This window comes from Pseudomonas sp. AC355 (assembly GCF_979258205.1).
Map to the genome: position 1 here is coordinate 2,322,125 of NZ_OZ409843.1, position 15,206 is coordinate 2,337,330.

Here is a 15,206-nt window from a genome sequence, read left to right on the forward strand (position 1 = left end):
CCTAAAATTCTTAAATAACCGCAATGACTTGATCAGAATGCGTACGAGGCTTGAATCCAGGCGCGCCAGTCGCTGGCACGGCTGTCTGCATCCAGGCCGGACAAACCACGACCTGGGTTGTTATCGAGCGTGCGCGCGACAGCGGTACGGACACTGAAATCACCCGCCCACAGGTTGGCGCCTATGCCCACGGCATGCAGGTCGTAGCGGTTGGTGTCGCCGGTATTGTTGATCGAACCAGGCCAGGGGTTCTCGTGCAGCCAGACACGGCCGGTGTCGAAGAACCCAAGCCCCTGCAGTGTCACGCCGGGCAGGTTCAGATCGAGGTTGCGGCGCAGTTCAAGGGTGGCCAGCCAGCCATGATCCGCAGAGGCTTCGCCGACCGGATAAGCACGTACACCGGCTGGGCCACCCAGCAGGAATTTCTCGGAAGAGTCGAGGTTGTCACTGGCCCACTGAGCTGAAATGCCGCCGAACAACGTCCACGGGCTCGCGGCACCCAGGCTCTGCAAGCGCGACACGCGCAGGTTCAGCTTATGGAAGCTGCCATCGCTGTCAGCGCTCACGCTGTCGGCGAACTGGTCGTCACGGTTGCCGGACAGGTCGAGCTCACCCAGCGTCAAGGCCAGCATGGCGTCGGTCACGCCGCCGCCGGCAAAGCCGTCAAAACGGTTACCACTCATGGCCAGAACGATATTGTTCAATTCCCGATCGCGCAGATTGGTACCCAGCGCACGATCCTCCAGCGCCTTGTACTCGTAGGTCGCCGATAGATTGAGGTTCTCCAGTCGCGAGCGAATCAGCGGGTAGCTCAAGCCCAGCGAACCGCTGCGCGCAGTACCGCGCAGATCGAGGGGGCGGAATTGCTCCTGGTCGACGTCATAACGCAGGTAAGAGCCCGCGGCATTCAGACGTAGCCCGGAAGCGGTCAGCGGCAGGCTGTAGGAGCCACCGACAATATCGCTACCAGTGCTTTTGCTGACGCCGATATTCAGTTGATCACCAATGCCCAGCGGATCGTTGAAGCTCAACTGTGCATTGGCGCGCGCCGTGCCGGTGCTGCGATTGCCATAGTTGTCAGTCGACACGCCACCATTGAGCAGCGGGCCCTGTTTGGCATTTATCAACAGGCGACTGGTGCCGGGCTCGACGCCGCGCTCCAGCGCCGACTGGGCACTGATGCCCGGCTGATCGTTGATCAGCAGCAACGCCCGCTCCAGATCTTCGACGCGCAACACCTCGCCTTCGGCAAGGGCGCTGTCGGCGATCCCATGCAAACGCTCGTGGCTGCTGCGGGTAGCGCCGCTCATTTCGATGCGCGAGGCCCCGGACTGCAAGCGGCCCTTGACCAGGGCGATCTCCAGCTGGCCTTCGGTGAGATCCTGACGCGGCAGATAAGCACGAGCCAGTACATAGCCGCGGCCACGAAGATAACGAGTAAGGCTGTCGACAAGTTGCTGAAGACCGGCATGGTCGAGGGTCTTGCCCAGAACGGGTTTGATCAGCTCTTGCAGATTCTCGGCTTCGGCCAGCGCGGTATCTCCGCTGAAACGGATTGCCTTGAGCTGCACCCGAAGGCCGGAATCCCCTGGCTGGTTGGTACCCGATGGCAGTTCGAAGGCAGCTGGCGGCTGAGTGGAGCGAGGTTCGGAAGGTTGGGTCTGCTGGTGCTCGTTAAGTAACTGCCCTGCGTCGGGCACAGCCTGCGCAAACACCAGCGGGGCAGCACTGGAACCCGCCAGAACGACGGCGCAATACAGCAGATGCTTGCCCGCGCGAACGGAATCCTTGTGAGGAACTGGCATCGTACAACTCCATGAAATTTGGGAAACCAACCATCGGGTCAAGCCGATGGATGAAGAGCCCGCGGAGTCTACTCACGCCATGAACGATCAAATTTTGCCCAACCGGATGGGACTTTTGCCGCAGCGGATATCCGTGATTATTTTGCAAAGCAGGCCGAATGAGAGCGGTGAGCGGGCTACCTCGAAGCGAACTCACGTACGCGGCTGTGCAGCCTGAGAAGGCGCCCGGATGAATCGCGAGCAGCGCTAGTACTGAGCTCGCCAGGTCATGCCGAGACTGCGCTGCGGGCCCGGTAAAACACCGTAATCTCCAGAGCCCAGGGTGGCGTACACCGCACTGGCATAATCCTGGTCGAACAGGTTTTTAGCCCATAGCTCGAGTGCCCACTGCTGATCGATACGGCCTATGCCGATACGCAGATCGGTCAGCCCGTAGGCAGGCTGATAACTGCCGGCACCTCGTTCCAGAACCCCGTATGAACCACTGCGCCAGCTGTAATCCAGCGCCCCAAACAACGCCAAGCCGAGCGCCAATGGTCGTTGGTAATTCAAGCCGGTTGCCGCGCTCCACTGCGGTGCATTGAACAGCCGCTTGCCCGAAAGATCACACGACAATGCTGCGCTTTGCGGCGCGCAGGGCGCGTTCTCGAACGAGCGGTAGCGTGCATCGCTCAAGGCGGCAGCAAGATGCCACTGCCAATGGCCACTCAACAGCACTCGACTATCGAGCTCCACACCGCGCAGGCGTACCTTGCCCACGTTGATAAGGCTGTCGCGCAGTGGCGGTGACAGATCATCGACCGCCTTGCTGTTGCTCAATGCCTGGTAGTCGTCGACGTCCGTTTGGTAGAACGCCATGTCTACAAGCAGCCGCTCCTGCCACCAGCGGCTTTTGAAGCCAACCTCCATCGAGGTAGCCCGCTCCGGGCCGAATGTAGGTGGCACCTGCTGCCCCGTCACTTCGAGGTTGATGCCGCCGGCCTTGTAGCCTCGTGACCAGTTGGCATAGCCAGTAACCGCATCGGTCAATTGATAGCTGATCGCTAACTGCCCGGAAAGGTTATGTTCCTCGATGCTGTTGCGGCGCAGGTACTGGCCGCCCAGCGCAACATCGCGCAGCAGCGTGCCACCGAGCTGCGACACCAGATCGCTGCCGAGCGGAGCCAGGCCATCAACGGATCGGGTAATACGCCCGCGCTTGCGCTCGCGGGTATAACGCAGCCCCGGCGTGATGGCGAGTCGCTCAGTGGGGCTCCAGGTGAATTGCCCGAACACCGCCTGACTGTCGCTTTTCTGCTCCCCGCGAATATCCTGATGGGCGCCTTGCAGCAAGGTCGACGGCACCATGCCAGGGGTTACGCCAAGCGACGTCAGTTCCGCACGGTCGCCAAGAAAGAATGCCGCGGCATCAGGGCCAAATCGCACATCACTCTGGCGCTGAAAGCGTTGCCGCAGGTAGTAGAGACCCAGCACATAATCGAACTTTTCATCGAGCGTCTGCGCAAGGCGTAGTTCCTGGCTGAACTGGCGATGGTCGATATCCACGGCCGAACGAGCTATCGACAGCGCCATACTGTCGGCGTCGCTCTTGCTGTCATAGGCCCAATCCCGATAGCCCGAGATGCTGCTCAGGGTTATGTCGTGATCGAGATGGTTGTCGAGTAGCAGCGTCAGACCGCGTTGCCGGGTCTCCAGGCGGTTGGCTTCATCGTGATCGATGCGGCGGGCGTAGGGGTCTACAGGAGGCGGCGAATACCCGACAAAGGCGGCACGCTGACGAGTCACCGCACTCAGGTTGCTGGCAACCAGCACTGCGCTCTCATCCTGCACGGCATACTCACCGATCAACCGAGCACTGAAGAACTCGTTGGGCTCCCACAGTAACTGCCCTCGCCCGCCCTGCCTGTCTTCACCTGCTACTGCACGGCCGCTATAGCGATTCTCGATGGCGCCGTCGCGCGCAGCGTCGTAGAGGCTCAACCTGCCAGCCAGCACTTCATCGATTAGCGGGCCTGACAGGCTCGCACGGTATTGGCGCAGGCCGTCCTGGCCCATGCTCACCTCGGCACTCCCCTCGCTGACGAAGCTGGGTGCCCGGCTGAGGATATTGATCGCGCCTGCCGTGGCGTTCTTTCCATACAACGTGCCCTGCGGGCCGCGCAGCACTTCGACCCGCTCTATATCGCCAAGATCCTGCAGGGACATGCCCTGGCGACCGAGATAAACGCCGTCCGAGAATACCGCCACGCTGCCATCGAGCCCGTCGTTAGCGGAGCTCGACCCCAGCCCACGGATTCCGTAGGCGGCATAGCGAGGGTTGGGAGCGCTGAGCGTCAACCCGGGAATGCGCGCAGCCAGCGCATTCATAGTATCCAGGCCGGCCCCGCCAAACTGCGCTCCCTCAACCACAACGAGACTGATCGGTACCTCCTGCACACGTTCTTCACGATGACGAGCGCTGACATTGATTTCATCGAGTTGCAGGGCGGCAGTTTGTGCCCATACCGCGAACGGCGACATCAGGCCCAGCAGGTGCGGCAAGGTTCGTCTGAGCCTCATCATGCTGGCCCCTGCCGCTGTGCGCCGCTTCGGCTGAGGGTATCGATGCAGGCCATCAGATCCCGGCTCGATGCCGGTTTGAGCAACGTGGCATCGAAACGCAGTTGCGCTGACATGCCTGCCGGGCGCAACGCGGGCGCCGCCGAATACAGCAGCACTGGCAAATCGGGCCAGCTCAAGCGCAGGGTATGCAGCAGCTCCCAGCCGTCCATACCCGGCATGCGCTGATCGGTGACGAGCAGATCGGGCGTGTCGCGCTGCAACCATTCGAGCGCCTGAAGACCGTTCTCGGCGCAGTCCACATCGAACCCGTAACCGGACAGCAAATCGCACAACCACTCACGATTCTGCTGCAAGTCATCGACCAGCAGCACACGCCGGCCATTGCCCTCTACGTCGATGCCATGCTCGTCGATGAAGCTGCTTTCCAACTCATCTTCACCGGCCGGCTCCAACACCAGCTCGAACGCGAAACAACTGCCCCGTGGCTCCAGCCGTTCCAGCTTCAGTTCACTGCCCATATGGATCAGCAACTGAGTGACGATGGACAGCCCAAGCCCACTGCCGTCATAGGATTCGACACCTCGGCCACGCTGGAATGGCTTGAGCAACTGCTCTCCTGCATGAGGATCGATCCCGATGCCGCTGTCACTGATCTTGAGGCTCAGTCGCACCCGCCCGTCCGCTTCGGCACTGGCATCGACTTCAAAGCGAATCCAGCCGTCGTGGGTGAATTTCGCGGCATTACCCAGCAAGTTGAGTAATACCTGGCGCAAGCGGCGAAAATCCGCCCGCACCAATGCGGGTAGATCAGCGGCAAAACGGCACTCGAGCCGGTTGTTCTGCCGTGCAGCCAGAAAGGCCACCTCTTCTTCCAGCTCGCGCAGGAAGCCGTAGAGATAACCTGGCGCCAGCGTCAACTCCAACTGCTGCAGCTCGCTGCGGGAAAACTCCAGCAACTCGTCGATCAGCTCCAGCTGTTGCCGAGCATTGCGTTCGATTTTGTGGGGAAAATCATCACGTGCGACACCTGCCTGAACGAGGCGCGCGTAATCGATGATGCTCACCAGCGGGGAGCGCAGGTCATGGCTGATTCGCGCCATCAGCGTACTGCGGGCACGCAGCGACTCGCGCAGCTGGCTGGTGCGCAAGGCGACGGTACTCTCCAGCCTTTCCTGCTCGGCCTTTTGCTGGCGCTCCAGGGCGGTCAGTGCGCGCTTTTCCCTTCGCCGGCTACGGCTGACTTCGGTGATCAGCGTGCAGACCAGTATCGCCACCCCCGGCAACGTCGAGGACAAGCTCAACACACTGCCGCGGGCCTGCCAGGGCAACTGGTCGAGTTGCAGGACATAGCGCACCAGGAACTGCAGCAGCATGAAACCAGGCACTGCCCAGGCCATCCAGCTGAGCGGCAGGCCTCTTCGCCAGGCCGTAAACAGTGTCGCAGGCAGCAGCAGATAAGCGGCGACCCGCGTGCACCACTCAGCAAGCGGTCGCCCCTGGGCCGAATCGACCAGAAGGCCCCAGAGGCACGCACAGATGAATAGCAGCAGGATCAGATCGTAGAGCCTGCCCCAACGCGCAGGCAGGCGGCGAACCTGTAACAGTTCGCGGGCGTAAGCCAGGAAAAACAGAAAAGACAGTACGCTCAACAGCGACCATATGGGCAGACTCCAGGGCATCAGCGCAGGCCAGGTAATCAGATAGCCACTGGCGACCCAGGTCACCGTGACGTAACTGAATACGGTTGCCGCGTGAACCGCCAGCAACCGAGAGCGCACGATCCAGCCGACGACCAGACTGAAAGGCACCACCAACAGCACGATACCGAGGGTGATACCGTCACCCAGCGAAACCCGCTGTCTGTCTTTAAGCAGAGCGGTTTCACTCCACAGAACCGGGTGCAACAGCAGCAGCGTGGGCGTGGTGACCCTTACCAGTACCTGAGCGCGTTCACCTGGTTCGAGCACCAGCTCGAACACCGGCTGGCGCTCGGCTAGCGGCCATTGCTCGAGCGGATACGCCGCACCGGCAACTTGCGTTTGCCAACTGGCACCGCGCAACACATGCAACTGAATGTCGTGCAGCCGCGGTTCGCCGACGGTCAACCAACGCTGGCAGATTCGGGTATCTCGATTCTCGACCTCGAAGCGTAGCCAAAAGGCTGAATGGCTGTACTCCTGCCCAAGCAGCTCAGGCGATGCCGGGCTGAATTTCGAGGCGGGCAGCTGGGAAACCTGCAAGGCATCGAGCCTGGCGTCGGAATCCTCGAGCATCTGTATCTGTGGTGCCAAATCCACACGTGCAGCCTGGCAGGCGTCGACGGCCCATACCAGAGGACTGCACAGGCACATGAGCACCAGCAGCAAAGCACTGAGCCAAACCCTGCTCATGCCCACACAGGAGCGAAGGGGTGAGCACGGTGCCGCATCGGATGAGCCATAGCGATCATCGTACTGGGATGAGCCTTGCATAATGACTAGTCCGCATCAGTTCGCTGCGACGAACCCTTGTTATGGGCTTGCTGGCGATACTGGCTTGGCGTCATGCCCACGCGCTCTCGAAATGCCGTAGTGAAATTGCAGGCGCTGCGAAACCCGACCTGATCGGCAATGTCCTGAATATCCATCGCACTCTCGGCCAGCAGTTCCTGGCCACGCCGCAACCGGGCTTCGCGAATGTAGGCAAACACCGTACAGCCCAGATGCTCGCGAAAAATGCTCGAAAGCCGCTTTTCGTGGGTACCCGTCTTGCGGGCAAGCTCTGCCAGGGAAGGCATATCATCGAGGTGCTGAGCGATCAAGCGCATGGCCACACGCAACGAAACCTGGTCATCACTGCCCGGCTCTGCGGGAAGCTGGGTTTGCTCGGGCGCCGTTTCACGCCATGCCAGTTGCAGGTGGATTCGGATGCGCGCCAGAACTTCCTGAGGGTCGCAGCCTTTCAAGACGTAATCGACGCTCCCCAATGACAACCCCTCGAGTCGCTCCTCCACAGCTGCGGAGGAGGTCAGGAATATGATGGGAACGCGGCAGGTTGCAGGCGCCTCGCGCAACAAGCGGCAGAGGGTAAACCCATCCATACCAGGCATGCGGACGTCGAGCAGAATCAGGTCGGGCTTTAGCGACAGGGCACGCTGGTAGCCCTGACGGGCGTCGCTGGCCATGGACAACTGCCAGGCTTGCTGACGCAGCACGACGACCAACCCCCGTATTTCCTCGGGCGAATCGTCTATCAGCAAAATATGCGGTGCATTGTTGAAATTGTTCTGCATCACTCCAGCCCAATTAACGTCATGGGTTCGGCCGACGACCGGTAATAGATCAACGCGATTATCCTTGCGAGCAAAAGCGCTGTCCGGCGTAACAAAAGGCCTAACATCAGGAGCGCGATAAGATAACGCAAAGCCTCGTGGATAGACATGATGCAGCGTCCCATATACGACCACACGTCGTCCCAAATGCCGCCCCCCCGATATTCGCTACGCGCCGCCAACCTGGCCGATCTGTACTGGCTGGTTCATGTGGTGGAGGCGGGTAGTTTTTCTGCCGCCGCACAGCGTACCGGAGTCGCCAAGTCCAATTTGAGCAGGCGAATCATCCAGCTCGAAAAGCGCATGGACGTGCAACTACTTATCCGCAGGCCACGGGCTCTTCATCTCACCCCGATCGGCTCACGCATTTATTGTCATGCGCTGGATATGCTTGACGCTGCCAAAGCGGTCGAGGAGATCGCCAGGGATGCCAATGGCCCACCACGTGGCCCCGTTCATCTATCCGCGCCCAGAGTATTGTCGCCCTGGTTCTATACCTGCCTGCGCACGTTCAGAGATCGGTATCCAAATATCGAGTTCTACCTGAGTGAGGCCGATGGTGAAACTGAACTGGCGAACAATCACCTGGATATATCGCTCAGCCTCCATGAGGTGCCTGGCGATAGCAACGACATCGTGTCGAGGGCCATAGCACGCCTGGAAATGGTGATTGTGGGCAGCCCCGAGAAGGTGAGTAACCTTGGTAATCCCAACCGTTTGGATGAGCTGAGCGATATGGATCTTCTTACCACCCGATCCTCCACGGGCCTACGGCCCTGGCTATTGGTAGATGGGGAGAAGGCGCTGGACAGAGCAGCGCTATGCTTACACGATTACCAGTCGATGCTCGACGCCGCCCGTGCCGGCCTAGGCCTGGCCTGCGTACCGCTGCACAGTTGCATCGACGATCTACGAGCCGGGCGCCTGCAACAGGCCTGCCCAGCCGAACACCCGAAAGCGGCAGTGCTGTATACGCTCACCAATCCCCACCGCAGCATAACGCCTGCAGCCCGCGCTTTAGTTCAGCACCTTCGTGACGAACTCGAGGTTCAGCCAACCGCCGGCATGGCTGCTTTGATGGGCCTCGCTACCGCTCAAGAATGAAGGTTATGACTGAAATCAGCCCCTAAAGCCCCGTCAACTGTCGCTTCAGAACCCGTCAAACAAAACTGCTGCTCCTCTGAAGCACGTTTATCGAAACGAGCCATCTCGCAATCTGCTCGTCGTCCAGATGACATTTCATCGGTCGACTGCGCTGCGCGCCAACATGAGCTGAATCCTTCTGGTTGCTGCGTAGTCATACCTCATCAGTAGCAGCACATTCGCTTGATCTTTCTTCCGGCCGGCTACAGGCCACCGCTGAGGTGCAGATATGGCTACGCATAGTGAGATGGTGCTGGAGCAGGCCATGTTGGCCGTTTTGGGTGCCTGTATCGACCTGGGTTATGACGTCGACAAGCTGGCTCAGACAGCCCAGGTGCTTATTCTGGATAACAGCAAGTACAACCACGTCGAACAGCCCCTCGCTTCAACACCACACGAGGCGATCGAAAGAGCGCTTTCAACCGTGAAAAGCGCCCCGCGCCTCTAGCCGCAACCGTTACAGAGACCGAGCGCGCATCGTCAATAGCGGTGCGTCAGCTTGGCCTGCTGGCAACTCAGCCCACTGTGAAACGCTGTGAAATTTTCAGGTGTTTGCGAATTGCTGTGAAGGCAATGCGCAGTGGCCATTTGCTTGCTGATAACGTCAGTGGTGACGGCAGTATCGCTGCCACGTGTCATTCATCCACTGAGGGAGCAGGGCCGATGTCTACTACCGTTTCGCCTACTGGCGGTAACCCGAATACGCCGAGTTCATCGACTTCGGCATTCGATGCGAAGTTGGACATCGCCAAGTCCAGCAAATCCATTGCCGACTACATGCGCCAGAACGGCAAGGGTGCGATTACCAAACAGGAAGTCTCGCAACTGGCCAACGACACGTCGGGCAAGGTGCCCAGCGATGTCGTCGAGGCGGCCAAGTACATGCAGCGCCATCCTGACGTATTCACCGCCATCGAAACCCACGACGTGGCGGGTGCGGACGATCTGTCAGGGGTCTGGAATCTCGACTGGGCAGCCAGTGGCGGACTGAAAGGAACGCCGACCGAAGCCATCGCCAAGATGCAGGACACTTTCGATTACGCGATTGCCAAGTCCGCGCAAATCACCGAGATCACCACTGCCAGCAAGAGCGAGCTGGACTCGACCAAGCAGCGGCCGAGCAACTGATACCGGGCGCATCAGCAGCGCCCTACTCCGACCCAAACGCCAGGTTTCGCAAGCGCCCTGGCGTTTGGCTGTGCCTGCTGGTGCACGGCACTACTGTTCAGAACGCGCTCAAGGATCCAGCCGCCGGCGCAGCCACGAGAACGGCGCCAGCAGGCAAAACACCGTATATGCCAACGCACGTGTGGGGATGCGCGCCAGCAACGACGCTGGGCGCCAGCGGGCTTCGGGTACGAAGCTGCCAGGCGGGCGAAAGTGCGCCAGCGGGCGAGTCAGAAAACCATGCCACAGGCCCTCACGTGATATCAGCACGCGCAGGTTCTCGGGAATGAAGAAGCCCGAATGGCGATAAGTCTGGGTACGCACATTGAGAACGGTCTTTGCGTCGTAACCCGCTACCCCACCGGGGCCCGCACCGGGAATGGCGTACTGCGCATAGGGCACCGCACCATCCTGGCCGCCGACATGGTTCAGCACCGCTTCCACGCGGCCCTCGGCGATCAGTCGATCCCAATCGAAATCCGGACGCACGATGCTTGCCGCAGTGATGATGCGGCCGAACTTCAGGTCGGCGAAATCCGGGTTCTCCAGCACACGCGACAACAGCAATGTGCCAAAGCTGTGGGCGATGATGTCCGGCGCGGTCGGAAGCCGGCTTTTCTCCGCCTGTTCGATGGCAATCCTCATTCGCTCACCCAATCGCTTGGCGAGCTGATCGTGCAGCCAGCGGGCGAACACGTCGATGGTCGCCCAACCGTATTTGTAGATGAGCACGGGAGCGGAATAGCTGAGCCGATTGGCGATTTCCCAACTGAACGCTTCCTGCCATTTGGCGCGGCTGTTCATGCCATGGATAACGATCACCCAGCGGATATCGCGGCTGGTTTCGCCCACGAGACGGTAGAAATGTTCAGCGATGACCTCACAGCCGTCCTGCAGATAGTCGGTGTGACAGTAAGGGCATGACGTAGGCTGGCCGCCGGGCGGCAGCACCCTGTCGCAGCCGCGTAAGGGGCAGCGGTAGGAATCGATTCTGCGTGCTGCGGTGGATGCGACCAGGTTGTCGAGGAAGGCCTGCAGTGCTGTGTCGCTGTCCTGGGCACCGACTACCCCAGCGAACTGCGCCAGGGTAAATTCCAGCTCGACGCCCTGCTCCAGGCGCCGGTCGATTTCCGCTTGCCAGCGGCCATGTGATGACGGGCTCATGGCGCGTTGTTGTACTCCCAGAGCAGCTCGACGATACGCACGATGTCCTCGCGCTTGCACTGCGCCCAGATCCGCAAGCGCGCCTCGCGCCCATAAACCTGAACGGCGATACGGCGGCTGGTGCCATGCTCTTCGGCGGCAAAATGCAGCATGCCCTGCGCCCTGTCGAACTGGCCGGTGTCTACAGCCTGCAGCACCACACGCACCGGCTCCACGGCGTCGATGCCACCTTCTGCGAGGGTCGAGGCCATTTCCACATAGCCGCCATCGAGCTCGAAGCGGGTGGAATGCACGCCCTTGCCCTTCATCGCCGCCACTTTCACCGCCTGGTCGAGCGGAATCGGCAGCGGAGCGACATCCGGGCAGCCGATCGCTGCCAGGGTCATGCGCACATCCTGGAACACGGCCTTGTGGTCAATATCAGGGTTGCGATGGATCAGAATCGCGGCATAGGGATCGCCAAAACGCCACTCGTAGCGAACCACGCTGCGATCCAGGCGCTGCCGATAGGCATCGAAGCGATAACGCTCCAGTCCTTCCTCGATGGCGAAGTCCTTGGGTTTCCAGCGATTCCAGCCAGCCTTGCCCTGATGCCAGAGCATCGACAGACCGCCATCGCCAAGACCGATGTGCTTGAGCTCCAGCGCCTCGGGGAAATCCAGGCTGGCACTCGCCTGCAGCAGAGCGGCATGGGGGCTGGCCGCGATACCGGCGGCCAGCGCGCCGATCTCCACCTGCGGCGGCTGAATCAGATAAAGGTGTTGATCGCCCCAGCCTTCGACTTCCGCCAGCCATGCCTCCAGGCCTTCCTGGGTCAGCTCGTCGGCATCGATGGCGGCATCCAGATTGTCGGCGAAGTCTTCCTTGGTCGCGCCGATGCGGACGCTGGTGCCACGCAGCAGTTCCTTGATGAAGGCATTGCCCTGGGCGACGATGACCCGTCGCACCAGCTCCTTGAGTTGCGCTTTGCTCAGCAGATCCGTGCCCATGCCCTCTCCCGACGATGCGCAGCGTCATGCCGGCGCACCACTGGCGCGAGGCACGACATAGCTATACGCCATCATACTGTGAGAACAGGTGTTTTGCTTGGCCCAAATCCAGGCAGCGAGCCGCGCGATGTTGTCCGTGGCTCGCGGCGCTGCTGCCTAGCTATGCCACTCAAGCGTGGTGCAGATACCAACGCCAATCCTGCTCGCCGACCTCGGCCATGAACTGGCGGTACTCAGTTTGCTTGATCGCCAGAAATACCTTGAGGAACGCCTCGCCCAGCGCCTCTCTGGCCCAGGTTGATTGCTCCAGGGCACGCAGTGCTGTGAGCCAGTCGGTAGGCAGAAATTCGGTGGCCTGCTCGTAGCCGTTGCCGACGATGGCTGCGCCCGGGTCGATCTGCTCGCGGATGCCGTGGTGGATGCCGGCGAGAATCGCCGCTGCCGCCAAATAGGGGTTGGCGTCAGCGCCACAGATGCGGTGCTCGATATGGCGGCTGTTGGCCGGGCCACCCGGCACGCGGAACGACACGGTGCGGTTGTTCACGCCCCAGCTCTTGGCCAGCGGTGCGTAGCTGTTGGCCTGGAAGCGGCGGAACGAGTTGGCGTTGGGACAGAAGATCGCCAGGGAGTCGAGCAGCGTGGCCATCATGCCGCCGATGGAGTGGCGCAGCAGCGGCGTGCCTTGTGGGTCTTCGCTGGTGTAGAGGTTGTTGCCCTGCTCATCGGCCAGGCTCACGTGCATGTGCAAGCCGTTGCCGGCCAGATCGCCGAACGGCTTGGCCATGAAACAGGCCTGCAGCCCATGCTTGTTGGCGACACCCTTGACCAGGCGCTTGTAGCGAATGCCTTCGTCGATGGCCTGCAGCGCATCGAAGCGGTGCTCCAGGGTCAGCTCGACCTGGCCAGGCGCGTACTCGGAAATCGCCGTGCGCACCGGTAGGCCCTGCACGTCGCAAGCGGCATACAGGTCGTCGAGGAACGGCTGCAACTGCTCCAGCTCGTACACGCCATACACCTGCGGCGCCTGAGGTCGCACGCCATTGCTCTGCAGCGCTGGTTGCGGCCGCCCCGCGGCGTCGCGCTGCTTGTCCAGCAGGTAGAACTCCAGTTCCACGGCCATTACCGGGTAAAAACCATCGGCCTTGAGCCGTTCGATCACCCGCACCAGGGCATGCCGAGGGTCGGCCGGCGTGGCGGGCAGGCCCTGGGTCGGGTGCATGCTCACCTGCAGTTGCCCGGTAGGTGTGCTGCGCCAGGGCTGCAGGGTCAGGCTGCCAGGCAGCGGATAGGTCCAGCAGTCGGCATCGGCCACTTCCCAGACCAGGCCAGTGGCTTCCACATCCTCACCCTGGATGGTCAAGGCCAGGATCGAACTGGGCAGCGGCCGGCCATGTTCATAGATCGCCAGCAGTTCATCACGGTGCAGCAGCTTGCCACGCGGCACGCCGTTGGCATCGATCAGCATCAGCTCGATGCTGCGCACCTCGGGGTGGGCGGCGAGAAAGTCGCGGGCTTCCTGGATATCGGCGAATTGCATGGTCAGCTCTCGTAAAAATTACAGAAAACACCGCTGTAATCCCCTGCCCGCCTTCAGGGCGTGGCAGCAGAATCGCGGCGGTCAATCGACAGCACAGGTCAGGCACGGGCACCGGGAATCGCCAGCAGCTCGGTCAGCCCTGCATCGAGGGTGGCGAGCAGCTTGTCGACGTCGGCGGCGCTGGTGTCCGGGCAACACAGAGTCATGTTGTGGAACGGTGTGATGAGGATGCCACGGTTGATCAGGTACAGGTGCAAGGCCATCTGCAAGCTGTCATGGAAGGCTGCTTCGGCTTCGGCACCGGTCTTTGGCGCCGTGGCGCAGAACTGGAATTCGCAGCGCGCCCCCAACTCGGTCACCGACCAGTTCAGCCCGTGCTTGCCGATCAGCTGACGCAAGCCCGCCGCCAGGCGTGCAGCCAGGGGCAGCATGTGATCGTAGGCGGTCGGTGTCATCACCTCTTCCAGGTTCACGCGCATGCAGCGCATGGCCAGCGCGTTGGCCGACAGCGTGGTGCCCATGCCGCTGTGGCCATGGCCGTGGCTGTTTTCACTGGCATGTTGCTGAGCCAGGCGCATGGCCTGCGCCATCTCGTGGCTGCAGCCGTACACCGAGCACGGCACGCCGCCGGCGATGGGCTTGCCGAGGGTGATGAAGTCCGGCTTGAGGTTCCAGGCGCGGGTGCAGCCGCCGGGGCCGGTGGAGATGGTGTGGGTTTCGTCGATGATCAGCAGGCTGCCGTACTGCTTGCTAAGCTCGCGAACCTTTTCCATGAAGCCCGGCTCGGGCAGCACCATGCCGATGTTGGTCATCGCCGGCTCGCAGAGAATCGCCGCGACATCACCTTGAGCGAGCGCTGCCTCCAGCGCGGCGACATCGTTGAACGGCACGGCGCGGCTGGTCTTGGCCAGGTTGCGTGCCTGGCCGATCAGGCCGCCACGGTGCACGGTGCGGCCTTCCTTGCAGCGCACCATCACGTCGTCGACGGTGCCGTGGTAGCAGCCGTCGAACACCAGCAGCACCTTGCGCCCGGTGATCGCACGGGCCCAGCGGATCACGTAACGGTTGGCGTCGGTGGCAGTGGTCGCCACCTGCCAGAACGGCAAGCCGAAGCGCTCGGCGAGCAACTCGCCGGCGATCACCGCGTCTTCACCCGGCAGCATGGTGGTCAGGCCGTTGGCGCCCTGCTCGGCAATGGCCTGAGCGATGGGCTCGGGCGAATGGCCGAACATGCTACCGGTGTCGCCGAGGCAGAAGTCGATGTACTCGTGGCCGTCGACATCATAGAAACGCGCGCCCTTGGCTCGGCTGACGAACAGCGAGCTGGGCATCGACCAGTCACTCATCCAGTGCATCGGTACGCCACCGAACAGTGACTTGCGGGCACGCTTGGCCCACTCGACGGATTTCGGGTTGCTCTGCAGAAAACGCTCGCGTTCACCGGCCACGAAGGTTGCGACCGCCGACTCGCTGATTCCACTGTTGAACATGAAGGACACTCCAAATGTTGTATGAACGGGTCGCCGCAA

General features: G+C 61.4%; 11 protein-coding genes. 3 read left to right on the top strand and 8 right to left on the bottom strand.

Going from position 1 to position 15,206, the window contains the following annotated elements:
• Positions 1-32 precede the first annotated feature (32 nt).
• The 4 genes from ACZ0AI_RS10955 to ACZ0AI_RS10970 form a co-directional block, all read right to left on the bottom strand.
• Complete coding sequence (locus tag ACZ0AI_RS10955; RefSeq protein WP_463565766.1) at positions 33-1,805, bottom strand: ShlB/FhaC/HecB family hemolysin secretion/activation protein; 1,773 nt, start codon at positions 1,803-1,805, stop codon at positions 33-35.
• Between the two features lie 246 nt (positions 1,806-2,051).
• Positions 2,052-4,367 carry a TonB-dependent receptor gene (locus ACZ0AI_RS10960; RefSeq protein ID WP_463565767.1) on the bottom strand — a complete coding sequence of 772 codons (2,316 nt, stop codon included), beginning with the start codon at positions 4,365-4,367 and terminating at the stop codon, positions 2,052-2,054.
• Positions 4,364-6,757 (bottom strand): hybrid sensor histidine kinase/response regulator, encoded by a 2,394-nt coding sequence (locus tag ACZ0AI_RS10965; RefSeq protein ID WP_463565768.1) that lies wholly within the window; start codon positions 6,755-6,757, stop codon positions 4,364-4,366. Before ACZ0AI_RS10965 ends, ACZ0AI_RS10960 begins: the two co-directional genes overlap by 4 nt.
• A gap of 86 nt (positions 6,758-6,843) precedes the next feature.
• Positions 6,844-7,638, bottom strand: a complete 795-nt coding sequence (locus ACZ0AI_RS10970; protein WP_463566099.1) for a response regulator transcription factor — start codon at positions 7,636-7,638, stop codon at positions 6,844-6,846.
• 147 nt (positions 7,639-7,785) lie between these two features.
• On the opposite strand from ACZ0AI_RS10970, the gene ACZ0AI_RS10975 reads away from it, so the two are divergent.
• The 3 genes from ACZ0AI_RS10975 (at position 7,786) to ACZ0AI_RS10985 (ending at position 9,948) form a co-directional block, all read left to right on the top strand.
• The gene (locus ACZ0AI_RS10975) at positions 7,786-8,781 is read left to right on the top strand and encodes a LysR family transcriptional regulator (protein WP_463566131.1); all 996 of its coding nucleotides are present in this window, start codon (positions 7,786-7,788) and stop codon (positions 8,779-8,781) included.
• Between the two features lie 268 nt (positions 8,782-9,049).
• Complete coding sequence (locus ACZ0AI_RS10980) at positions 9,050-9,268, top strand: hypothetical protein (protein ID WP_225839170.1); 219 nt, start codon at positions 9,050-9,052, stop codon at positions 9,266-9,268.
• A gap of 215 nt (positions 9,269-9,483) precedes the next feature.
• Positions 9,484-9,948, top strand: a complete 465-nt coding sequence (locus ACZ0AI_RS10985) for a hypothetical protein (protein WP_463565769.1) — start codon at positions 9,484-9,486, stop codon at positions 9,946-9,948.
• Between the two features lie 108 nt (positions 9,949-10,056).
• On the opposite strand, the gene ACZ0AI_RS10990 is transcribed toward ACZ0AI_RS10985, so the two are convergent.
• From ACZ0AI_RS10990 to ACZ0AI_RS11005, 4 genes are all read right to left on the bottom strand, one after another.
• Positions 10,057-11,151, bottom strand: a complete 1,095-nt coding sequence (locus ACZ0AI_RS10990) for a hypothetical protein (RefSeq protein WP_463565770.1) — start codon at positions 11,149-11,151, stop codon at positions 10,057-10,059.
• Positions 11,148-12,140, bottom strand: coding sequence for a hypothetical protein (locus ACZ0AI_RS10995; protein WP_463565771.1), 993 nt, complete (start codon positions 12,138-12,140; stop codon positions 11,148-11,150). The genes ACZ0AI_RS10990 and ACZ0AI_RS10995 overlap by 4 nt, the downstream gene beginning before the upstream one ends.
• A gap of 169 nt (positions 12,141-12,309) precedes the next feature.
• A complete protein-coding gene (locus ACZ0AI_RS11000) occupies positions 12,310-13,677 on the bottom strand; it encodes a glutamine synthetase family protein (protein ID WP_463565772.1) in 1,368 nt (455 codons plus the stop codon).
• Positions 13,678-13,775: 98 nt separating this feature from the next.
• Positions 13,776-15,167 (bottom strand): aspartate aminotransferase family protein, encoded by a 1,392-nt coding sequence (locus tag ACZ0AI_RS11005; protein WP_463565773.1) that lies wholly within the window; start codon positions 15,165-15,167, stop codon positions 13,776-13,778.
• Positions 15,168-15,206: the final 39 nt, after the last annotated feature.